This is a genomic window from Streptomyces griseorubiginosus (assembly GCF_036345115.1).
In the GTDB taxonomy this organism is placed as follows: Bacteria; Actinomycetota; Actinomycetes; order Streptomycetales; family Streptomycetaceae; genus Streptomyces; species Streptomyces griseorubiginosus_C.
The window spans coordinates 7,728,868-7,751,006 of record NZ_CP107766.1 but is presented as its reverse complement, the minus strand read 5'-3'; the positions used below and the strand labels follow the sequence as shown (position 1 = coordinate 7,751,006).

Below are 22,139 nucleotides of genomic sequence, written 5' to 3'. Positions count from 1 at the left end.
TTCCGGTCGCGGGCGAAAGCCGCGAGAGGCAAGTCCCGCCCGCACTTACGGCATCCTTGGCGCTCGGTTCCTGGGCCACCTCGACCCCCCGTGACCTTCAAATCGAAGGCAAAGTAGCCAATCGACTCCTACTCGCCACCTTTTTGCACGAAGCTCCGCACGAAATCCTCGGCATTTTCCTCGAGTACGTCGTCGATCTCGTCCAGGACGGAGTCCACGTCGTCGCTCAGCTTCTCCTGGCGTTCCTTGAGGTCCTCGGAGCCCTGCGTCTCCGCAGTCTGCTCCTCGACCTCCTCGGTATTGCGGGTGGCCTTCTGCTGTCCGCCGCCGGTGTCCTTGGTCGCCATAACCCCTCACCCCGCTCGGTTCGACGTTCTTGATCAGACCCTACAAGCAGGGTCTGACATCGGCCCCGCAGTTCCTACAACGTACGGGGGCCATCTCGATGATTCCCTCTGGCCGGGTTTTCCACCCTGTGGGAGCGCCCGGCCAAAGGACCCGCTCAGCCGCCGGACAGCACCCTGACCAGGTCTTCTGCCGTGCGGCAGCGGTCCAGCAGCTCCTTGACGTGATTTCGCGTTCCGCGAAGCGGTTCGAGGGTTGGGACGCGCTGGAGCGAGTCCCGGCCCGGGAGGTCGAAGATCACCGAGTCCCAGGAAGCCGCGGCGACGTCGTCGGCGTACTGCTCCAGGCAGCGGCCGCGGAAGTACGCGCGGGTGTCCTCCGGGGGCTTCGTGCGGGCCCGCTCGACCTCGTTCTCGTCCAGCAGGCGCTTGATGCGGCCGCGGGCCGCGAGACGGTTGTAGAGGCCCTTGTCGGCCCGTACGTCGGCGTACTGGAGGTCGAGGAGGTGCAGCTTGGCGGCGTCCCAGTCGAGACCGTCACGGCGCCGGTAGCCCTCCATGAGTTCCCGCTTGGCGACCCAGTCGAGTTCGCCGGCGAGGCTCATGGGGTCGTTCTCGAGCCGGTTGAGGGTGTCCTCCCAGCGGGTGAGGACGTCCTTGGTCTGGTCGTCGGCGTCCGCGCCGAACCGCTCCTCGACGTACTTGCGGGCCAGCTCGTAGTACTCCATCTGGAGCTGGACGGCGGTGAGCGTGCGGCCGCTGCGGAGAGTGACCAGGCGCTGGAGTGTCGGGTCGTGGGAGACCTGGTGCAGGGTGCGCACCGGCTGGTCGACGGCCAGGTCGACGGCGATGAAGCCGTCCTCGATCATCGACAGGACCAGGGCCGTGGTGCCGAGCTTGAGGTAGGTGGAGATCTCGGAGAGGTTCGCGTCGCCGATGATCACGTGGAGGCGGCGGTACTTCTCGGCGTCGGCGTGGGGCTCGTCGCGGGTGTTGATGATCGGGCGCTTGAGGGTGGTCTCGAGGCCGACCTCGACCTCGAAGTAGTCGGCGCGCTGGCTGAGCTGGAAGCCGTGTTCGTGGCCGTCCTGGCCGATGCCGACGCGGCCGGCGCCGGCGAAGACCTGGCGGGAGACGAAGAAGGGCGTGAGGTGGCGCACGATGTCCGAGAAGGGGGTCTCCCGCTTCATCAGGTAGTTCTCGTGCGTGCCGTAGGAGGCGCCCTTGTTGTCGGTGTTGTTCTTGTAGAGGTGGATGGGCTGGGCGCCGGGGAGCGCCGCGGCGCGCTCGGCGGCCTCGGCCATGATGCGTTCGCCGGCCTTGTCCCAGAGGACGGCGTCGCGGGGGTTGGTGACCTCGGGGGCGCTGTATTCGGGGTGTGCGTGGTCGACGTAGAGTCGTGCGCCGTTGGTGAGGATGACGTTGGCGAGGCCGATGTCCTCGTCGGTGAGCTGGCTGGAGTCTGCGGCCTCGCGGGCGAGGTCGAAGCCCCGCGCGTCCCGCAGCGGGTTTTCCTCCTCGAAGTCCCAGCGGGCCCGGCGGGCCCGGTGCATCGCCGCCGCGTAGGCGTTGACGATCTGGGATGAGGTGAGCATGGCATTGGCGTTGGGGTGGCCGGGGACGGAGATCCCGTACTCCGTCTCGATGCCCATTACTCGCCGTACGGTCATGCGGCCCTCCTTGCCCGGCGACGCCCTCGGTCGGGGGCGGCGCTCAAGTACCGCTGGCGCTCCGGTGCGTGTGCGGTGCCCGTCCCCGCACTGCGCGACTCGGCGGTACCGAAGAGCCTAGAACGGCTTTGCGCTGGTGGGGAGATCATTTGCGTCATTGCCTTGCTCGCCTTTGGTCCGGTTAGTTGCCTGAAAAACAGTCGGCTGCGGGTACCCCCTTGTGGGCACCCGCAGCCGCCCTGTCTTTACAGGTACTGACCGGTGTTCGCCACCGTGTCGATGGAGCGTCCGGTGTCGGCGCCCTGCTTTCCGGTGATGAGGGTACGGATGTAGACGATCCGTTCGCCCTTCTTTCCGGAGATGCGGGCCCAGTCGTCCGGGTTGGTGGTGTTCGGCAGGTCCTCGTTCTCCTTGAACTCGTCCACGCAGGCCTGGAGGAGGTGGGAGACGCGGAGGCCCTTCTGGTTGTGGTCGAGGAAGTCCTTGATCGCCATTTTCTTGGCGCGGCCGACGATGTTCTCGATCATGGCGCCGGAGTTGAAGTCCTTGAAGTAGAGGACTTCCTTGTCTCCGTTGGCGTAGGTGACTTCCAGGAAGCGGTTTTCCTCGGATTCGGCGTACATGTGTTCCACGGCCGTCTGGATCATGCTCTGGACGGTGGTGGCCTTGCTGCCGCCGTGCTCGCCGAGGTCGTCGGAGTGCAGGGGGAGGCGCTCGGTGAGGTACTTGCCGAAGATGTCCTTGGCGGCCTCGGCGTCGGGACGCTCGATCTTGATCTTCACGTCGAGGCGGCCGGGGCGCAGGATGGCGGGGTCGATCATGTCCTCGCGGTTGGAGGCACCGATCACGACCACGTTCTGCAGGCCTTCGACGCCGTCGATCTCGGCGAGGAGCTGCGGGACGATGGTGTTCTCCACGTCCGAGCTGACGCCGGAGCCGCGGGTGCGGAAGAGGGACTCCATCTCGTCGAAGAAGACGATGACGGGGGTGCCCTCGCTGGCCTTCTCGCGAGCACGCTGGAAGACCAGGCGGATCTGCCGCTCGGTCTCGCCGACGTACTTGTTGAGGAGCTCGGGGCCCTTGATGTTGAGGAAGAAGCTCTTGCCGGTGGCCTGGCCGGTGACCTCGGCGACCTTCTTGGCCAGCGAGTTGGCGACGGCCTTGGCGATGAGCGTCTTTCCGCATCCGGGGGGCCCGTAGAGCAGGACGCCCTTGGGCGGGCGCAGTTCGTGCTCCTTGAACAGGTCCGGGTAGAGGTACGGGAGCTCGACCGCGTCCCGGATGGCCTCGATCTGGCCGCCGAGTCCGCCGATCTGCTCGTAGCCGATGTCGGGGACCTCTTCGAGGACGAGTTCCTCGACCTCGCTCTTGGGGACGACCTCGTAGACGTAGCCGGATCGGGGTTCGAGCAGCAGGGCGTCGCCGGGGCGGATGGTGATGTCCAGCAGCGGCTCGGCGAGCCGTACCACCCGTTCCTCGTCGGTGTGCCCCTGCACGAGGGCGCGCTCGCCGTCCTCGAGGACCTCCTTGAGGGTGACGATGTCGCCGACGCTCTCGAACTCCATGGCCTCGACCACGTTGAGGGCTTCGTTGAGCATCACTTCCTGGCCGCGCCGGAGCTCTTCGAGTTCGACGCTGGGGCTGACGTTCACCCGCAGTTTGCGGCCGCCGGTGAAGATGTCGGCGGTGCCGTCCTCGTTCGCTTCGAGGAAGACGCCGAATCCGGCCGGGGGCTGTGCGAGCCGGTCGACCTCTTCCTTGAGGGCCACGATCTGGTCGCGGGCCTCACGGAGCGTGTTGGCGAGTCGCTCGTTCTGTGCGGATACGCCGGCCAGGTTGGTCTGCAGCTCGACGATCCGCTCTTCGAGAATCCTCGTGTGCCGCGGAGAGTCGGCGAGCTTGCGCCGCAGGACGGCGATTTCCTGCTCAAGGTAGGCAATCTGCCCGGCCGGGTCGTCGGACCCTCGTCCCGGGCGGATGCCGCGGTTCATGTCGTCGTCGTGGGCTGCCACGGTCCTCACCTCCTCCAAGGGGAGCTGGACGCTTCCAGACCCTACCTGGGTGGGTGTCGATTGAAACCCCTAGATCACAAAGACTGTCGAGGTGTGTCCGATCTTCACCCTTGCGCTCTCCCTCACGCCAGGGGAATACCCACCGAACAAGATTGGAAAGCTGCCGGAGGTAGGGTCGAACTGTTCAACACCCGTCAGAGCTGGCCGGATTCCCGTCCGGCTCGACTTGTAAACGGCAGGAGAGATGAGCGTGCAGCAGGAGGCCGGGGCCGGCGGCGAGACCCTGGAGGTCTGGATCGATCAGGACCTGTGTACGGGGGACGGCATCTGCGTCCAGTACGCGCCCGAGGTGTTCGAGCTGGACATCGACGGTCTGGCCTATGTGAAGGGCGCGGACGACGAGCTTCTGCAGGACAGGGGCGCCACAACGCCCGTTCCGCTGCCGCTTCTCACCGATGTGGTCGACTCCGCGAAGGAGTGTCCGGGTGAGTGCATTCATGTACGGCGAGTTTCGGACAGCGTCGAGGTCTACGGTCCGGACGCGGAGTGACGGCGACGGCACCCCGTGTGACTCTTGTCTGATTTCTCACAGATGTGATCGCTTCGGTCAGACGGTGTGCGTGCCCGCCGGGGTCGAGCGGACGAACGCGCCGTCCTTCCACTGCCACTTCACCTTGTCCGTCACGTCCGGGCAGCAACTGGGTACGTCGGACGTGGAGTAGCCGAGCAGGGTCGCCTCCACGGCTCCGTCGCCGACCGTGAAGTCGGTGACGGTGTTGCGGCTCTTCGGGCTCAGCAGGGTGGCGACGACCCGGGGTTCGCCGGAGTCCTTCGCGCGCGTGATGACGTAGACGGCGTCGGGCGGGGTGCCCATGGGGGCGTCGCAGTGCACCACTACGACGGTTTCCGGCCGTCCGTCGCCGTCGAGGTCTCCGGAGACCCGTTTCTGCACCTTCGCTCTGACCGGGCCGCAGTCGATCGGGAAGCGGACGTCCGCGGGATCGGGTGCGGTGGTGACCACCGGGGCGGTTCTGGCTTCGGGGCCGGCCGCCTGTGCCGCCGTCGCGGGGTTGGGCTGGAGGACCGAGGAGAAGGCCACGACTGCCGCCACGGCGGTGGCGGTGGCGACCCAGTGGATCGGGCGGGTGTGCGTGTGTGCCAGTTCCGGGACGGCGGATTGCTGCACTAGGAGCGTCTCCTGTGAGGGCTGTGCCGGTGGGGGGGGGTGGCCAGCATGGTGCCACACGTCACAGGTCGGGGGAACGGCGGGGTGGGTACTTGTCCTGGTTGCGCCCCGCGGGGGTCCTGCCACCGCGTCAACACGAAGGCGCCGGGGTGGAGTTCCCCTGGTCTGCGGGAACTCCACCCCGGCGCCCTTACGTTGAGTTCGGCACGGGGCCGCCCTAGCGGCCGGTGCCTCCGTCGGCGTTGGGGCCGGCGTAGTCCTCGCCGTAGGCGCCCTTGGCGGGGCGGCGGCGGCGCATGGGGGGCTCGACGCCGTCGGCGAGGCGGCGGGCGGTGAGCAGGAAGCCGGTGTGGCCGATCATCCGGTGGTCCGGGCGGACGGCGAGGCCTTCGATGTGCCAGTTGCGGATCATCGTCTCCCAGGCGGTCGGCTCGTTGAAGGAGCCGATTTCGCGGATGGACTCGACGGTCCGGGCGAGCTGGGTGGTGGTGGCGACGTAGCAGCAGAGGATGCCGCCGGGGACGAGGGCCTTGGAGACGGCCTCCAGGCACTCCCAGGGGGCGAGCATGTCGAGGATGACGCGGTCGACGTCGGTGTCGGACAGGTTGTCCTGGAGGTCGCCGACGGTGAGCTGCCAGGCGGGGTGCGGGCCGCCGAAGTAGCGCTCGACGTTCTGCTGGGCGATCTCGGCGAAGTCCTCGCGCCGCTCGTAGCTGTGCAGCATGCCCTGGTCGCCGATGGCGCGCAGCAGGAAGCTGCTGAGCGAGCCGGAGCCGACGCCCGCCTCCACGACGCGGGCGCCGGGGAAGATGTCGGCGAAGGCGAGGATCTGCCCCGCGTCCTTGGGGTAGACCACGGCGGCGCCGCGGGGCATGGACAGGACGTAGTCGGGGAGCAGGGGGCGCAGCGCGAGGTAGGCGACGTTACCGGTGGTGCGGACAACGCTGCCCTCGGGTGCGCCGATCAGCTCGTCGTGCGGGAAGGAACCCTTGTGGGTGTGGAAGTTCTTTCCCTCTTCGAGCGTGAACGTGTAGTGGCGGCCCTTGGGGTCGGTCAGCTGAACCTGGTCCCCGACCTTGAAGGGCCCGCGCCTGCGGGCGGCACCGGTCGGTTCGGACATGTGAACAGCCTACCGGTCCCGGGAGGGGCCGCCGACCACTAGGACGGTCTGGCCATGGCCTTCACGAAGGCCCGCTCGACGTCGGCGGCGGACAGGACGCCGTAGATCTCGCCGGTCTCCTCGACGACGAGGTACTCGGTCGCCGGGGTGGCGCGCAGGGCGTCCAGGAGGTCCTCCCCCGCGAGTTCCGCGGAGACGCGCATGCCGTCGGTGAGGTCCTGGGCGAGGCCGCTGACGGCGACCCAGGGGCGGCGGTGTTCCGGTACGCCGACGATCGCTGCCTCGCGGACGAGGGAGAGCGGGGTGCCCTCGGCGTCGACGACGACCAGGGCGCGGGCGCCGGCGTCGTTGGCTCGGCGCAGGGCCTCGGAGAGGGGGGTGTCGGTCTCGACGGGGACCGCGCGGCGGGTGAGGGTGCGGGCGCGCAGTTCGGGGAGGTGTTCGCGCAGGCGGGCCATGCGCAGGCTGTTGCCGGCGCCGGTCCAGATGATCGCGGCGAGGATCGCGGCGAGCAGGGCGTCCATCACGGTGTCCATGCCGACGTTGTCCTCGGCGGAGGAGCCGAGGGCGCCGGACTGGGTGAGCAGCGGGAGGCCGATGAGGACGCAGACGGCGAGGGCGCGGCCGACCCAGGCGGCGGCGATGGTGCCGCTCATGGGCTTGCCGGTGATCTTCCAGACGACGGCGCGGAGCATGCGGCCGCCGTCGAGGGGGAGGCCGGGCAGGAGGTTGAAGGCGGCCACGATGAGGTTGGAGACCATCAGGCCGGCGAGCAGGACGCCGGGGACCGTGCCGGGTTCGACGGGCTGCATGGCGAGGTAGAAGACGCCGGCGAGGACCAGGGAGAGCAGAGGGCCGACGAACGCCAGCACGAACTCGCGGCCGGGGGTCTCGGCTTCCTTCTCGATCTCGGATACGCCGCCGAAGAACTGGAGCTGGATGCGGCGGACGGGGAGTTTGAAGCGGAGGGCGGCGACGGTGTGGGCGAGTTCGTGGACCAGGACCGAGGCGTAGAAGGCGACCGCGAAGAAGAGGGAGACCAGGTAGCGGGCGGCGCCGAGTTCCGGCAGCACGCGTTCCAGCTGGCCGCCGAACACCCAGGTGATGAGCGCGGCGACCAGGAACCAGCTGGGGGCGACGTAGACGGGCACGCCGAAGGGGCGGCCCATGAGGAGGCCGCCGCGGGGCTGGGGGGACTGGGGTGGGGGGTTCTTGGGGGCGGGGCCGGAGTGGGCGAGGGTGCGGTGGTGGTCGGCCGGGGGCTGGAGTTGTCCGGCGTCGGTGTGGGGATGGCCGGGGCCGGGTTGCCGAGTCGCGTCGGTGTGTTCGGAGGTGTCCGGGGCGGGGGCTTCGGCCGGGTGTTCGGTAGCCCCTGCCTCGGTTGCATCGCTCGCGTCGACGGGGGCGGAAGTGTCGGAGCTGTCGGCGTTCTCGGACGCCGGGGTGTCCGTGGCCGACTGTGGTGCGGCGTCGGCGTCGGTGGCTTCGACGGTCGGGTCGGCGGTCGGCCGGGTCCCGTTGTCGTGGGGATCGGGGGGCGTGGGGTCGGTGGTCGGGCCCGGGGGCCCTGCGTGGGGCTTGGCCGACCCGTCCGTGCCGGATCGCGGCTGCCCGCTCCCGCCGCTCTCGTCCACGATGTCCCCTCGTTCGAAGCGTCTTCCGCGTCTGCAGTGCGGAAGGGTCTCGGGTCGATGGTATGCGGCGGTCGCGACGCGTTCCGCCCCGGCACCCCCTGTGTTTCCTCAGGCGTCGCAGCCGTCACGGTCGCGGCTGGGTCACTGTCAGTGGCGGGCCGTATGGTCTGTGGTCATGGAGACGAGCACGGAGGGCCCGGCCGAAACGGCAACCGAAGCCCCGGTCGAGCCCGCGGGCCCGGGGGCCGCGCAGGCAACGCCACAGCCCGATACCCCCACGGCCACCCGGGGGACGACCGAGGAAACCGCCACGCCCCGCCCCGACGCGACAGGGGGACCTGACTCGGCCGACGCGAGCGCGGCGGAACCGGGCACGGCAGCTCCCGAGGCCGTCGAAGCCCCCCTCCCGACCGGGCCCGCCGCGGAACAGGACACCGCTGCCCCGAGAGTCGTCGAGGCGCCCTTCGCTGCGGCACCCAGAGCGGTGGGAGTACCTGCCGCAGCCACCCCCGAGACAGCCGGGGAGCAGTTCGCGGTCGCCCCCGGCACGGTCGAGGAACCACCTCCGCCCGGCCCCGCGCGCGTCGCAGCCCAAGGTGGGCAAACGGGGGGCGCAGTCGTCGTAGACGTGAGCCTCGCTCCGGCGGGCCGGGGTTCCGGTGGCGGAGCCGTCGCGCCCGCCTCGCTCTCGCCCTCGCGGGCCGGGGACTTCATGCAGTGTCCCCTGCTGTATCGGTTCCGGGTGATCGATCGGCTTCCGGAGAAGCCGAGTGAGGCGGCGACGCGGGGGACCCTCGTGCACTCCGTGCTGGAGCGGCTCTTCGACGTGCCGGCCGGTGAGCGGACCGCGCCCGCGGCAAAGTCGCTGATCCCGGGGCAGTGGGACCGGCTGAGGGAGAGCCGCCCGGAAGTGGTCGAGCTGTTCGCCGACGATCCGGACGGCGAGCGGCTGGCGCGCTGGCTGGGTGAGGCGGAGCGGCTCGTGGAGCGGTGGTTCACGCTGGAGGACCCGACGCGTCTGGAACCCGCCGAGCGCGAGCTGTTCGTCGAGACGCGGCTGGAGTCGGGGCTGACGCTGCGCGGCATCATCGACCGGGTCGACGTGGCGCCGACCGGTGAGGTGCGGATCGTCGACTACAAGACGGGCAAGGCGCCCCGGCCGGAGTACGCCGAGGGCGCGCTGTTCCAGATGAAGTTCTACGCCCTGGTGGTGTGGCGGCTGAAGAACGTGATCCCGCGCCGGCTCCAGCTGGTCTATCTCGGCAGCGGTGACGTCCTGACGTACGACCCCGTCCTCGCCGACCTGGAGCGGGTGGAGCGCAAGCTGCTGGCGCTGTGGGAGGCGATCCGGCTGGCCACGGAGACGGGCGACTGGCGGCCCCGCCCGACCAAGCTGTGCGGCTGGTGCGACCACCAGGAGCACTGCCCGGAGTTCGGTGGCACTCCCCCGCCCTACCCACTGCCGGTGAAGTCCGCGACCGGCGAGCAGGGCAGAATGGGGCCGGGCTAGCGAAGGAGATTTACGTGGCCATCCGCGTCCTACTGGTCGACGACCAGCCGCTGCTGCGAACCGGCTTCCGGATGATCCTGGAGGCCGAGCAGGACATCGCGGTCGTGGGCGAGGCCGGAGACGGTCTTCAGGCTCTCGACCAGGTGCGGGCGCTCCAGCCCGACGTGGTCCTGATGGACATCCGTATGCCGCGGATGGACGGTGTGGAGGCGACCCGGCAGATCACCGGGCCCGGACGGGACGGTCCGGCGAAGGTGCTGGTGCTGACCACGTTCGACCTCGACGAGTACGTGGTGGAGGCCTTGCGGGCGGGCGCCAGCGGGTTCCTGCTGAAGGACGCGCCGGCCAACGAGCTCGTGCAGGCGATCCGGGTGGTGGCCGCGGGTGAGGCGATGCTGGCGCCGAGCATCACGCGCCGGCTGCTCGACAAGTACGCCACGCATCTGCCGTCCGGTGACGAGCCGGTGCCGGACACCCTGCACACGCTCACCGACCGTGAGGTCGAGGTGCTGAAGCTGGTGGCGCGCGGGCTGTCCAACGCGGAGATCGCCGCGGACCTGTTCGTCAGCGAGACCACCGTGAAGACGCATGTGGGGCACGTGCTGACGAAGCTGGGGCTGCGGGACCGGGTGCAGGCCGCGGTGTACGCGTACGAGAGCGGACTGGTCCGCCCCGGCGCGCAGTAGCGCGGCAGCCGTACGCCGACCACGGCACGGTACGGCGAAGAGGGCGCCCCCTCCCTGACCGGGGGCGCCCTCTTCGTGTCCACAGGACCGGTTCAGCCCTTGCTGAGCTCCCAGAAGCGGAAGACGGTCGAGGCGTCGAGGCAGTACTCCAGGCCGTAGACGTCGTCGCGGACGACGGCGTACTGCTTGGCCTGCCAGACCGGCAGGACGGGGACGTCCTTGGCGACGATGTCCTGGAGGGTGCCGAAGTGGTCGTCCGTGGCGGAGCGGTCCGGCTGGGCGGCGGTCTCGGGAATCAGCGAGCCGGTGATCTTGCTGTTGCTGTAGTTGTTGTCCAGCACGTTGCCCTTGCCGAAGAAGGGGGCCGTGAAGTTGTCGGCGTCCGGGTAGTCGGGCACCCAGCCCTTGACGTAGACGCCGTACTTGCCGGCGGCGATGTCCTTCTCGTACTGGTCGAAGGCCACGGACTTCACGTCGGCGTCGAACAGCCCGCTGGCGTTGAGCTGCTTCGCGATCGTCTTGAGTTCCTGGTCGGTGGCCGGGCCGTAGCGCGACGGGGTCGACCACAGGGTCAGCTTGACCTTGCCGGTGATGTTGTCGTCGGCGAGCGCCGTGGCGGCCTTGGCGCGGGAGGGCTGGGCGCCGTAGGTGTCGAAGAAGGCCGTGTTGTGGCCCGCGATACCGGCCGGGATGATCGAGTAGAGCGCGGTGGCGGTGCCCTGGTAGACGTCGTGGATGAGCGCCTCGCGGTCGAGCAGGTAGGCGATCGCCTTGCGGACACCGATCCGGCCCGTGACCGGGTCGTTCATGTTGAAGACGAGGTGCTGGACCTCGGCGCTGGTGCCCTCGACGACCTCGACTCCGGAGTCGGGCGAGGCGTTCTCGATGTCGGTGATGTCGCCGGCAGTGAGACCGCGGTAGGCGAGGTCGATCTTGTTGTCGGTCAGGGCGGTCTTCAGGGCGCTCTGGTCGCCGTGGAAGAACTTCAGCGTGACCCCGGAGTTGTGGGTCTCGGCGGTGCCCTTGTAGTTCTCGTTGACGGAGAAGACGGCCTGGTCGTCGTCGAACGAGTCGAGCTTGTACGGGCCGGAGCCGACCGCCTTGCCGTCCTTGCGGAGGCCGTCGGCGTCGTACTCGGCGTGGTCGACGATCGAGCCGGCGCCGGAGGCGATCTTGCTGGGGAAGGTGGCGTCCGGGGTGTTGAGCTTGAAGACGACGGTCTTCGCGTCCGGGGTCTCGACCTTGTCGAGCATCGGGAACATGATCGCCGGACCGGCGTCGTCGTTGATCTTCAGCGTGCGGTCGAAGGAGAACTTGACGTCCTCCGACGTGAGCGCGTCACCGTTGCTGAACGTGAGGCCGTCCTTGAGGGTGCACTCGTACACCTTGGTCTGGGTGTCGGTGAACTCGCACTTCTCGGCGGCGTCCGGCTCCGGTTCGGTGCCGCCCTTGGGGAAGCTGAGCAGCGACTGGAAGACGTTGTTGAACAACAGCCACGAGCCGGGGTCGTAGCCGGAGGCCGGGTCGGTGGCGAGGACGTCGTCGGACATCCCCATGACCACGGAGGAGCCTCCGGAACCGGAGTCACCCGAGTCCGTGCCGCAGCCGGTCAGCAGGCCGGAGGCCAGCCCTGCCACGAGGGGCAGGACAGGCCACTGGATGCGCTTGTTCACGTGCGAGTGCCTTGTCGTCGATTCTTTTGGAATCCCGGGCCGGTCCGCCGCGGCCCGGGGCGAAGGGTGCGTCGGCCGGTCAGCCGCTCACGCCCTTGCCGAGTTCCCACAGCTGCAGCGTGGACGAGGAGTTGAGCACGTAGGCGGTGCCCGTGACGTCGTCGCGTGCGGCGACGTACTGGTTGCCCTGCCACAGCGGCAGCACGGGGACGTCGTCGGCGACGATGTCCTGGATCTCGGTCAGGCTTCCGGCGGCGGCGATGCGGTCGGCTTCGCGGCGGGAGTCCGGAATGAGGGTGTTGCGGATCTCGCTGTTGTCGTACGGCGAGCCGAGGAAGTTGTCCTTGTCGAGGAAGGGCGCGAGGTAGTTGTCGGCGTCGGGGAAGTCCGGGAACCAGCCCATGCCGTAGACGTCGTACTTGCCCTTCTGCTCGGCCGGGCGGAAGGTGTCCCAGGGGGTGCCCTGGATGCTGACGTCGAAGAGCCCGCTGTCGTTGAGCTGCTTCTGCAGGTCCTCGAACTCCTCCTTGGTGGCCGGCCCGTAGTGGTCGGTCGTGTAGTGGAGGGTCAGCTTCACCGGGGTGGTGATGTTGGCCTGGCTCAGCAGGGACTTGGCCTTGGTGACGCTCGGGTCGCCGTACTTGTTGAAGAACGCGTTCGAGTGGCCGGTGATGGAGGCCGGGACCAGCGAGAAGAGCGGCTCGGCCTGGGTGCCGTAGACCTTGGAGACGAGTTCGCTGCGGTTGATCAGCTGGGCCATCGCCTGGCGTACCGCCCTGGACTTCACCGTGGGCGCCTTGGTGTTGAAGGCGAGGTAGCGGATCTCCAGGCCGGCCATCTCGACGAGGTCGATGTCGCCGCCGGACGAGTTCGAGAGCTTCTGGATCTGCGTGGGCGACATGGTGCGGGTCATCAGGTCGATGTCGCCCTTGCTGAGGGCGCTGCCCATGGCGTCGGCGTCGCTGAAGGAGCGCAGTTCGACCTTGTCGTTGTTCACCGTCAACGCCCCCTTGTAATTGGGGTTCTTGGTGAACACGGCGTCGACGAGCTCGTCGTTCTTGACGTCGGCCTTCATGGTGTAGGGGCCGGAGCCGTCGACGTCGAAGCCGTCGCGGAGCTTGCCCTTCTCGTAGTCGTCGGGGTTGACGATGCCGGCGACCGGGGTCGACAGCTTGTACGGGAAGGTGGCGTCGGCGGTCTTGAGGTGGAAGATGACCTCGCGGTCGCCCTTGGTCTCGACGGTGTCGATGGTGGACAGCAGGGCGAAGACGCCGGAGTCGGCCTTGAGGGCGCGGGCGCGGTCGATGGAGTACTTCACGTCGGCCGCGGTGATGGCGTCGCCGTTCGCGAACTTCAGGCCGTCACGCAGGGTGCAGACGTAGCGTTCGTTGCCGCTGTCGCTGAAGCCGCAGGACTGGGCGGCCTCGGGGACGGGGTCGCCGTCGCCCTTGGGCTGGATCATCAGGGTCTGCACGGTCTGGCGCAGGACGTTCCAGGTGCCGACGTCGTAGGCGTACGCGGGGTCGAGCGGCGCCGGAGCGTCCTTGGTGGCGGTGAACCGGTCGGTGGTGCCGACGACGATCGCATCGCTCGAGCCACTGCCGCTGTCGGTCCCGCCGCAGGCGGCGAGTACCGGCGCGAGCAGACCGATGACGGCCGGCAGCACCAAAGTCTTGCGGTTCATGCTCGAGTTTCTCCAGAGCTCTTGGGTCCGTGTACCCGGCATGCATGGGTGGTGCGGCGGATCACGGGGGTGGGGCGATGTTCTCAGCAGGAGATTAGTCCGCACCTGAAGGAGGGTTCGCGGGCACCGGAGTTGAAGTGCCATCACACAGCGGAACCGGGTGTGGACGCACCGAAAACCCGACGGGGGAAGGATTAGTGCAGGATTCCATCAATCGGGACACATGGGCACGGCCGGGACCCCAGAAGCGGGGCGTCCGGCACAGCCGCGCCCGGCTGTCGAGCCTCCGTCGAGTGGGGAACCTCACACCCGTAACGGGGCGGCAGCCGACCGGAATTCGGCCATCCGGCGCGCTTCGAATTCCTGCGACGGGGATCTGGGGAATTACCGCGCTATCCGCGTTGCACGCTGGGTGAACACCGGAGGCATTTCCGTCATCGAAGGTTGATCAAGCCGCGCAGAAAAGTCAGGTCGATCTCTTCGAGGGAGCCGACGACGGTCCGTCCGGGGGCGGGCGGGATGGGGGCGACGGAGGGCACGGCCACGACCTGGCAGCCGGCGGCCTCGGCGGCGGCGACTCCGGTCGCGGTGTCCTCGACGACCGCGCATCTGGCCGGATCCGCGCTGAGCCCGGCGGCGGCGAACAGATAGGGGTCGGGGTGCGGCTTGGTGCGCGGCACCTCGTCCCCGGCGACCGTGAGGGCGAAGTGCTGGGGGCCGAGGGAGGTGAGGACGCGGTCGATGATGCGCCGGTGCGAGGCGGAGACCAGGGCCGTGGGGATCCGGTGCGCGGAGAGTTCGCCGAGCAGCCGCATGGCACCGGGCATCAGGGGCAGGGCGCGGTCGATGCGGTCCTCGAAGCCCTGGTTGAGCAGGACGGTGAGCTCGGGGAGGGTGATGTCGGCGCCGGTGGCCTCGATGAGGAAGCCGGCGCTGCGGGTCATGGGGCCGCCGACCACGACGTGCCGCCAGGAGTCGTCGAGGGTGTGCCCGAGGCTCGCGAAGACCTCGACCTCGACGTCCCACCAGAAGCCCTCGGTGTCCACCAGGGTGCCGTCCATGTCGAGGAGGACGGCCTGGAGGGCGGAGCCGTCTGCCGTACGGGTCAATGGTGCGGGGACCGTGCTGGTCATCCACGTACCTCCTTGGGGGACGAGCAGGCCGGTTCCCACGAAGGGAACCGGCCTGCGGTGGACCGACCAGTGTACGACTTATCCGATCAGCGTGCTCGGCGAGCGCTCCGTGGAGCCGGCGGGCGACTCGGTGAGCGGCTTCAGCGGGCGTTGAAGTACTTCGCCTCCGGGTGGTGGATGACGATGGCGTCGGTGGACTGCTCGGGGTGGAGCTGGAACTCCTCGCTGAGATGGACGCCGATGCGCTCGGGCTGGAGCAGGTCGGCGATCTTGGCCCGGTCCTCCAGGTTGGGGCAGGCGCCGTAGCCGAGGGAGAAGCGGGCGCCCCGGTACTTCAGGGCGAACATGTCCTCGATCTCGTTCGGGTCCTCGCCGGAGAATCCGAGCTCCGAGCGCACGCGGGCGTGCCAGTACTCGGCGAGCGCCTCGGCCAACTGGACGGACAGGCCGTGCAGTTCGAGGTAGTCGCGGTAGGCGTTGGCCTCGAAGAGCTTGGCGGTCCGCTCCCCGATGCGCGAGCCGACGGTGACGACCTGGAGGCCGACCACGTCGGTCTCCCCCGACTCCTCGGGGCGGAAGAAGTCGGCGAGGCAGAGCCGGCGGCCGCGGCGCTGGCGCGGGAAGGTGAAGCGGGTGCGCTCGTTGCCCTCCTCGTCCAGGATGATCAGGTCGTCGTCCTTGGACACGCACGGGAAGTAGCCGTAGACGACGGCGGCTTCCAGCAGGTTCTCGGTCTGGAGCTGGTCCAGCAGGCCGCGCAACCGGGGCCGGCCGTCGGTCTCCACGAGCTCCTCGTACGTCGGTCCCTCGCCGGTGCGGGCCTGCTTGAGTCCCCACTGGCCCTTGAAGAGGGCGCCCTCGTCGAGCCAGGAGGCGTACTCCTTGAGCTGGATGCCCTTGATGACGCGCGTGTCCCAGAACGGCGGGGTGGGCACCGGGTTGTCGGTGGCCACGTCGGAGCGGACATGCCCCTCTTCGGGCCGCTCCTCCTCCACCTGTACGGCACTGGCACGGACCCGGCGCTGCTTGAGCTCGGGCAGCTTGGCGCCGGGCACACCGCGCTTGACGCCGATGAGGGCGTCCATGAGGCGCAGGCCCTCGAACGCGTCGCGGGCGTAGCGGACTTCGCCCTCGTAGATCTCGTGCAGGTCCTGTTCGACGTACGCCCTCGTCAGGGCGGCTCCGCCGAGGATGACCGGGAAGTCGGCGGCCAGGCCGCGCTGGTTGAGCTCCTCCAGGTTCTCCTTCATGATCACCGTGGACTTGACCAGCAGGCCGGACATGCCGATGACGTCGGCGCGGTGCTCGGCGGCGGCGTCCAGGATCGCGGAGACCGGCTGCTTGATGCCGAGGTTGACCACGTTGTAGCCGTTGTTCGACAGGATGATGTCGACGAGGTTCTTGCCGATGTCGTGCACGTCGCCGCGGACGGTGGCCAGCACGATGGTGCCCTTGCCGGCCTCGTCGCCCTCGACCTTCTCCATGTGCGGTTCGAGGTAGGCGACCGCGGTCTTCATGACCTCGGCGGACTGGAGGACGAACGGCAGCTGCATCTGGCCGGAGCCGAAGAGCTCGCCGACGACCTTCATGCCGTCCAGGAGGGTGTCGTTGACGATGTCGAGGGCGGGGCGGTCCTGGAGGGCCGCGTCCAGGTCGGCCTCCAGGCCGTTCTTCTCGCCGTCGATGATGCGGCGCTTGAGGCGCTCCTCCAGCGGGAGCGCGGCCAGCTCCTCGGCCTTGCCGGCCTTCAGCGACTTGGCGGTGGCGCCCTCGAACAGGGCCATCAGCTTCTGGAGGGGGTCGTAGCCCTCGCTGCGGCGGTCGTAGATGAGGTCGAGGGCCGTCTGGACCTCCTCCTCGCTGAAGCGGGCGATGGGGAGGATCTTCGACGCGTGGACGATCGCCGAGTCCAGGCCCGCCTTGACGCACTCGTCGAGGAAGACCGAGTTGAGCAGGATGCGGGCGGCCGGGTTGAGGCCGAAGGAGATGTTCGACAGGCCCAGCGTGGTCTGGACGTCGGGGTGGCGGCGCTTGAGTTCGCGGATCGCCTCGATGGTGGCGATGCCGTCCTTGCGGGACTCCTCCTGACCGGTGCAGATGGTGAAGGTCAGGGTGTCGATGAGGATGTCCGACTCGTGGATGCCCCAGTTGGTCGTCAGGTCCTCGATCAGCCGTTCGGCGATGGCGACCTTGGTCTCCGGGGTGCGGGCCTGGCCCTCCTCGTCGATGGTCAGGGCGATCAGCGCGGCGCCGTGCTCCCGGGCGAGCTTGGTGACCTTGGCGAAGCGGGACTCGGGGCCGTCGCCGTCCTCGTAGTTGACGGAGTTGATGACCGCGCGGCCGCCGAGCTTCTCCAACCCGGCCTCGATGACGGGGACTTCGGTGGAGTCCAGGACGATCGGCAGGGTGGAGGCGGTGGCGAAGCGGCCGGCCAGCTCCTTCATGTCGGCGACGCCGTCCCGGCCGACGTAGTCCACGCAGAGGTCCAGCATGTGGGCGCCCTCGCGGATCTGCTCGCGGGCCATCTCCACACAGTCGTCCCAGCGGGCCTCCAGCATGGCCTCGCGGAACTTCTTCGAGCCGTTGGCGTTGGTGCGCTCGCCGATGGCCAGGTAGGAGGTGTCCTGGCGGAACGGGACCGTCTGGTAGAGGGAGGCGGCGCCGGGCTCGGGCTGCGGGTGGCGCTCGGCCGGCGTGAGGTCGCGGACCCGCTCGACGACCTGGCGCAGGTGCTCGGGGGTGGTGCCGCAGCAGCCGCCGATCAGGGACAGGCCGTAGTCGCGGACGAAGTTCTCCTGGGCGTCGGCCAGGCCCTCGGGATCGAGCGGGAAGTGCGCGCCGTCCTTGGTGAGGATGGGCAGACCGGCGTTCGGCATGCACAGCAGCGGGATGCGGGAGTGCCGGGCGAGGTAGCGCAGGTGCTCGCTCATCTCGGCCGGGCCGGTCGAGCAGTTCAGGCCGATCATGTCGATGCCGAGCGGTTCCAGCGCGGTGAGCGCGGCGCCGATCTCGGAGCCGAGCAGCATGGTGCCGGTGGTCTCGAACGCCATCGAGACCACGAGCGGCACGTCGGCGCCGGTGGCCTCCAGCGCGCGGCGGGCGCCCAGCACGGACGCCTTGGTCTGGAGCAGGTCCTGGGTGGTCTCGACGATCAGGGCGTCGGCGCCGCCGGCGAGGAGGCCCTCGACGTTGGCCTGGTAGCCGTCGCGGATCGTGGCGTAGTCGATGTGGCCGAGGGTGGGCAGCTTGGTGCCGGGGCCGACGGAGCCGAGGACCCAGCGCTGGCGGCCGTCGCGGGCGGTGTGCTCGTCGGCCGCCTCACGGGCGATGCGGGCACCCGCCTCGGACAGTTCGTGCACGCGGTCGGCGATGTCGTACTCGGACGCGGCCGTGTGGTTGGAGCCGAAGGTGTTGGTCTCCACGCAGTCGACGCCCACCGCGAAGTAGGCGTCGTGGACGGAACGGACGATGTCCGGCCGGGTGACGTTCAGGATCTCGTTGCAGCCCTCGAGGTTCTCGAAGTCCTCGAGTGTGGGGTCCTGGGCCTGCAGCATGGTGCCCATCGCTCCGTCGGCGACCACCACTCTCGTGGCGAGCGCCTCGCGGAGCGCGGACACACGGGTCCGGCTGTCGGCGGAAGGGGTCAGTGGCGACGAGGCCATGAAGGGGCTCCCTCAGTTGCGACGGCTGTCGGCTTCAGGCGCCCGCGAGTCGTCCCGCGCCGGGCGCACCACGCCAGGGTAGCCGGGTCCCGGCGAGGATGGTCGGCACGTCCATGGGACGGACGGGGGTGGCGGGCAGGTCACCGGCGGGATACGAGTGACGCAACAGATGCCGACCGACCATTAGCGGGAGGTCGGCATCGACCGGTAGTGTTCGACATTGCCGAACGGCGGCAGTACAGCCGTAACAATGGCAGCGACGCCGTCAACAGTCGGCTGTCGAAGGGGACGGAGGCAGAACGGCGATGGCACGGAACATCCAGTCGCTCGAACGGGCGGCCGCGATGCTGCGGCTCCTCGCGGGCGGCGAGCGGAGACTCGGCCTGTCGGACATCGCCTCGTCCCTGGACCTGGCCAAGGGCACCGCGCACGGCATCCTGCGCACCCTCCAGGCGGAGGGGTTCGTGGAGCAGGACGAGGCCTCGGGGCGGTACCAGCTGGGCGCCGAGCTGCTGCGCCTGGGCACCACCTATCTCGACGTCCACGAACTGCGCGCGCGTGCGCTGGTGTGGACCGACGACCTGGCCCGCTCCAGCGGCGAGAGCGTGCATCTGGGCGTGCTGCACCAGCAGGGCGTGCTGATCGTGCACCACGTCTTCCGGCCCGACGACAGCCGGCAGGTGCTGGAGATCGGGGCGATGCAGCCGCTGCACTGCACGGCGCTGGGCAAGGTGCTGTCGGCGTACGACCCGGTGGCGCACAGCGAGGCGCTGGAGAGCGACCGCAAGCCGTTCACCGACCGGACCGTGTGCGAGCTGGAGGAGTTCGAGCAGATCCTCGACATCACGCGCGCGCGTGGGTACGCGGCGGACGTCGAGGAGACCTGGGAGGGCGTGGCGTCCATCGCCGCGCCCATCCACGACCGGCGGCGCATGCCGGTCGGCGCGGTCGGCATCACCGGCGCGGTGGAGCGGCTGTGCCGGGACGGTGAGCTGCGCCCGGAGCTGATCGCGGCCGTACGGGACTGCGCCCGCGCGGTGTCGCGGGACCTGGGGGCGGGGCGGTTCTGAGCCCTGCGTGAGAAGCGGTCCTGAGGACCGTGGGGAAGGGCCGGTTCGTAGGGCGACGGACCGGCCCTCAGTCGTAACCTGACACAACGGCACAAAACACCAGAACAAGATCGTTGGCACACAGGTATCAATAACGATCGTGTTTTCGACTACAGAACTCTTGACGTGCGTGTAACCCCGGAGCAAGACTCCCGTCCATCGGTCGGCATTGTCGAACACCTACCGGCAATACGCGCTAGAGTGTGACAACGCCAAGGGCCGGCATCGCTCTCACCCCCGAGGGCAGCTCGAACCTCCGGAGGGACCCGGGGTTCGGTCCCCTGGACGAAGGACAAAGGAGTCGCGGGTGTCCAGCTCCGACATCTTCATCGGCGAGACCATCGGTACCGCCATACTCATCCTGCTCGGCGGAGGCGTCTGCGCCGCCGTGACGCTGAAGGCCTCCAAGGCGCGCAACGCCGGCTGGCTCGCCATCACCTTCGGGTGGGGTTTCGCCGTTCTGACGGCCGTCTACACCTCGGCGCCGCTCTCGGGCGCCCACCTCAACCCGGCCGTGACCCTGGCGCTCGCGCTCAAGAAGGACGGCATCTCCTGGAGTGACGTCCCGATCTACTGGGGCGGGCAGCTGCTCGGCGCCATGATCGGTGCGGCGCTGGTCTGGATCGCCTACTACGGCCAGTTCCACGCCCACCTCACCGACAAGGAGATCGTCGGCGCTCCGGGCGCCCAGGCCACCACGGCCAAGGCCGTCGAGGCGCAGGAGAAGGGCGCGGGCCCGGTCCTGGGCATCTTCTCCACCGGCCCCGAGGTCCGCGTCGCCTGGCAGAACGTCGCCACCGAGGTCATCGGCACCATCGTGCTGGTGCTCGCCGTCCTCACGCAGGGCCTCAACGGCGACGGCAAGGGCCTGGGCACCCTCGGCGCCCTCATCACCGCACTGGTCGTCGTCTCCATCGGTCTGTCCCTCGGTGGCCCGACCGGTTACGCGATCAACCCGGCCCGTGACCTCGGTCCGCGCATCGTGCACGCCCTCCTGCCCCTGCCCAACAAGGGTGGCTCCGACTGGGGCTACGCCTGGGTTCCGATCGTCGGTCCGCTGATCGGCGGTGCGATCGCCGCAGGCATCTACAACGTCGCTTTTGCTTAAAGCACCGGTAGAACGTCCCCTCCAACCCACGGAACCCCAGGAGCACACAGTGACCGACGCCCACACCGCCGGCCCCTTCATCGCCGCCATCGACCAGGGCACCACCTCCAGCCGCTGCATCGTCTTCGACAAGGACGGCCGTATCGTCTCGGTCGACCAGAAGGAGCACGAGCAGATCTTCCCGAAGCCGGGCTGGGTCGAGCACAACGCCAACGAGATCTGGACCAACGTCCAGGAGGTCGTCGCCGGGGCCATCCAGAAGGCCGGCATCACCCGTGACGACATCAAGGCCATCGGCATCACCAACCAGCGTGAGACCACGCTGCTGTGGGACAAGAACACCGGTGAGCCCGTCCACAACGCCATCGTCTGGCAGGACACCCGCACCGACGCCCTGTGCAAGGAGCTCGGCCGCAACGTCGGCCAGGACCGCTTCCGCCGCGAGACGGGCCTCCCCCTCGCCTCCTACTTCGCCGGCCCGAAGGCCCGCTGGCTGCTCGACAACGTCGAGGGTCTGCGCGAGCGCGCCGAGCGCGGCGACATCCTCTTCGGCACCATGGACACCTGGGTCATCTGGAACCTGACCGGTGGTGTCGACGGCGGCAAGCACTACACCGACGTCACCAACGCCTCCCGCACCATGCTGATGAACCTCCACACCCTGGAGTGGGACGAGAAGATCGCCGAGTCCATCGGCGTGCCGCTGTCGATGCTCCCGGAGATCCGCTCCTCCGCCGAGGTCTACGGCGAGGTCACCGGCGGCAAGCTGGGCGACCTGCTCGGCGGCATCCCGGTCGCCTCGGCGCTCGGTGACCAGCAGGCGGCCCTGTTCGGCCAGACCTGTTTCGCCGAGGGCGAGGCCAAGTCGACCTACGGCACCGGCACCTTCATGCTGATGAACACCGGTGAGAAGATCATCAACTCCTACTCGGGCCTGCTGACCACGGTCGGCTACCGGATCGGCGACGAGAAGCCGGTCTACGCCCTGGAGGGCTCGATCGCGGTCACCGGTTCGCTGGTGCAGTGGATGCGCGACCAGATGGGTCTGATCTCCACCGCCGCCGAGATCGAGACGCTCGCGCTCTCCGTCGAGGACAACGGCGGCGCCTACTTCGTGCCGGCCTTCTCCGGTCTGTTCGCCCCGTACTGGCGCTCCGACGCCCGCGGTGTGATCGCCGGTCTGACCCGCTACGTCACCAAGGCGCACCTCGCGCGTGCCGTCCTGGAGGCCACCGCCTGGCAGACCCGTGAGATCACGGACGCCATGACCAAGGACTCGGGCGTGGAGCTCGCGGCCCTCAAGGTCGACGGCGGCATGACCTCCAACAACCTGCTGATGCAGACCCTCTCGGACTTCCTGGACGCCCCCGTGGTGCGCCCGATGGTCGCCGAGACGACCTGCCTCGGTGCCGCCTACGCCGCCGGTCTCGCCGTCGGCTTCTGGACCAGCACCGACGACCTGCGCGCCAACTGGCGCCGGGCCGCCGAGTGGACCCCCCGCATGGACGCGGACACCCGCGACCGTGAGTACAAGAGCTGGCTCAAGGCCGTCGAGCGGACCATGGGCTGGCTCGAGGACGAGAGCTGAGAGAAACACCCCCCTCTACA

Annotated in this window: 16 protein-coding genes; 6 read left to right on the top strand and 10 right to left on the bottom strand. The window is 69.0% G+C overall.

The window, feature by feature from the left end; genetic code table 11:
• Window positions 1–128: 128 nt before the first annotated feature.
• The 3 genes from OHN19_RS35035 to arc all read right to left on the bottom strand — a co-directional run bounded on the left by OHN19_RS35035 (window position 129) and on the right by arc (window position 4,026).
• The gene (locus OHN19_RS35035) at window positions 129–347 is read right to left on the bottom strand and encodes a ubiquitin-like protein Pup (RefSeq protein ID WP_007380863.1); all 219 of its coding nucleotides are present in this window, start codon (window positions 345–347) and stop codon (window positions 129–131) included.
• A gap of 155 nt (window positions 348–502) precedes the next feature.
• Complete coding sequence (dop, locus tag OHN19_RS35030) at window positions 503–2,014, bottom strand: depupylase/deamidase Dop (RefSeq protein WP_381301227.1); 1,512 nt, start codon at window positions 2,012–2,014, stop codon at window positions 503–505.
• A 245-nt stretch (window positions 2,015–2,259) separates the two neighbouring features.
• Window positions 2,260–4,026, bottom strand: coding sequence for a proteasome ATPase (gene arc, locus OHN19_RS35025; RefSeq protein ID WP_330268040.1), 1,767 nt, complete (start codon window positions 4,024–4,026; stop codon window positions 2,260–2,262).
• 244 nt (window positions 4,027–4,270) lie between these two features.
• On the opposite strand from arc, the gene OHN19_RS35020 reads away from it, so the two are divergent.
• Entirely contained in the window at window positions 4,271–4,576 is a 306-nt protein-coding gene (locus OHN19_RS35020) for a ferredoxin (RefSeq protein ID WP_330268039.1), read from the top strand.
• Window positions 4,577–4,633: 57 nt separating this feature from the next.
• On the opposite strand, the gene OHN19_RS35015 is transcribed toward OHN19_RS35020, so the two are convergent.
• The 3 genes from OHN19_RS35015 to OHN19_RS35005 form a co-directional block, all read right to left on the bottom strand.
• Window positions 4,634–5,212, bottom strand: a complete 579-nt coding sequence (locus OHN19_RS35015) for a hypothetical protein (protein WP_330268038.1) — start codon at window positions 5,210–5,212, stop codon at window positions 4,634–4,636.
• Between the two features lie 217 nt (window positions 5,213–5,429).
• Window positions 5,430–6,332, bottom strand: a complete 903-nt coding sequence (locus OHN19_RS35010; RefSeq protein WP_123759663.1) for a tRNA (adenine-N1)-methyltransferase — start codon at window positions 6,330–6,332, stop codon at window positions 5,430–5,432.
• 38 nt (window positions 6,333–6,370) lie between these two features.
• Window positions 6,371–7,966, bottom strand: a complete 1,596-nt coding sequence (locus OHN19_RS35005) for a site-2 protease family protein (RefSeq protein ID WP_330268037.1) — start codon at window positions 7,964–7,966, stop codon at window positions 6,371–6,373.
• Window positions 7,967–8,594: 628 nt separating this feature from the next.
• On the opposite strand from OHN19_RS35005, the gene OHN19_RS35000 reads away from it, so the two are divergent.
• Complete coding sequence (locus OHN19_RS35000; protein ID WP_330268036.1) at window positions 8,595–9,476, top strand: RecB family exonuclease; 882 nt, start codon at window positions 8,595–8,597, stop codon at window positions 9,474–9,476.
• Window positions 9,477–9,490: 14 nt separating this feature from the next.
• Window positions 9,491–10,162 (top strand): response regulator, encoded by a 672-nt coding sequence (locus tag OHN19_RS34995; RefSeq protein WP_020141342.1) that lies wholly within the window; start codon window positions 9,491–9,493, stop codon window positions 10,160–10,162.
• 92 nt (window positions 10,163–10,254) lie between these two features.
• Here the strand turns inward: OHN19_RS34995 and OHN19_RS34990 are convergent, their stop codons facing one another.
• The 4 genes from OHN19_RS34990 to metH form a co-directional block, all read right to left on the bottom strand.
• Window positions 10,255–11,835 (bottom strand): ABC transporter substrate-binding protein, encoded by a 1,581-nt coding sequence (locus OHN19_RS34990; RefSeq protein ID WP_330268035.1) that lies wholly within the window; start codon window positions 11,833–11,835, stop codon window positions 10,255–10,257.
• Window positions 11,836–11,914: 79 nt separating this feature from the next.
• Window positions 11,915–13,519, bottom strand: coding sequence for an ABC transporter substrate-binding protein (locus OHN19_RS34985; protein WP_330268034.1), 1,605 nt, complete (start codon window positions 13,517–13,519; stop codon window positions 11,915–11,917).
• A gap of 434 nt (window positions 13,520–13,953) precedes the next feature.
• Window positions 13,954–14,652 (bottom strand): HAD family phosphatase, encoded by a 699-nt coding sequence (locus OHN19_RS34980; protein ID WP_330268033.1) that lies wholly within the window; start codon window positions 14,650–14,652, stop codon window positions 13,954–13,956.
• A 140-nt stretch (window positions 14,653–14,792) separates the two neighbouring features.
• A complete protein-coding gene (gene metH, locus OHN19_RS34975) occupies window positions 14,793–18,314 on the bottom strand; it encodes a methionine synthase (RefSeq protein WP_330268032.1) in 3,522 nt (1,173 codons plus the stop codon).
• Between the two features lie 305 nt (window positions 18,315–18,619).
• Between metH and OHN19_RS34970 the strand changes: the two genes are divergently transcribed.
• The 3 genes from OHN19_RS34970 to glpK all read left to right on the top strand — a co-directional run bounded on the left by OHN19_RS34970 (window position 18,620) and on the right by glpK (window position 22,119).
• Entirely contained in the window at window positions 18,620–19,384 is a 765-nt protein-coding gene (locus OHN19_RS34970) for an IclR family transcriptional regulator (protein ID WP_330268031.1), read from the top strand.
• A gap of 346 nt (window positions 19,385–19,730) precedes the next feature.
• Entirely contained in the window at window positions 19,731–20,531 is an 801-nt protein-coding gene (locus OHN19_RS34965) for an MIP/aquaporin family protein (RefSeq protein WP_330268030.1), read from the top strand.
• Window positions 20,532–20,580: 49 nt separating this feature from the next.
• Window positions 20,581–22,119, top strand: coding sequence for a glycerol kinase GlpK (gene glpK / locus OHN19_RS34960; protein ID WP_330268029.1), 1,539 nt, complete (start codon window positions 20,581–20,583; stop codon window positions 22,117–22,119).
• Window positions 22,120–22,139: the final 20 nt, after the last annotated feature.

Bases quoted from the DNA above. Each gene is read 5' to 3' on its own strand.
- OHN19_RS35010 (WP_123759663.1), bottom strand. From the start codon at position 6,332: ATGTCCGAACCGACCGGTGCCGCCCGCAGGCGCGGGCCCTTCAAGGTC.
- OHN19_RS35035 (WP_007380863.1), bottom strand. From the start codon at position 347: ATGGCGACCAAGGACACCGGCGGCGGACAGCAGAAGGCCACCCGCAAT.
- dop (WP_381301227.1), bottom strand. From the start codon at position 2,014: ATGACCGTACGGCGAGTAATGGGCATCGAGACGGAGTACGGGATCTCC.
- metH (WP_330268032.1), bottom strand. From the start codon at position 18,314: ATGGCCTCGTCGCCACTGACCCCTTCCGCCGACAGCCGGACCCGTGTG.
- OHN19_RS34970 (WP_330268031.1), top strand. From the start codon at position 18,620: ATGGCACGGAACATCCAGTCGCTCGAACGGGCGGCCGCGATGCTGCGG.
- OHN19_RS34980 (WP_330268033.1), bottom strand. From the start codon at position 14,652: ATGACCAGCACGGTCCCCGCACCATTGACCCGTACGGCAGACGGCTCC.
- OHN19_RS35020 (WP_330268039.1), top strand. From the start codon at position 4,271: ATGAGCGTGCAGCAGGAGGCCGGGGCCGGCGGCGAGACCCTGGAGGTC.
- OHN19_RS34985 (WP_330268034.1), bottom strand. From the start codon at position 13,519: ATGAACCGCAAGACTTTGGTGCTGCCGGCCGTCATCGGTCTGCTCGCG.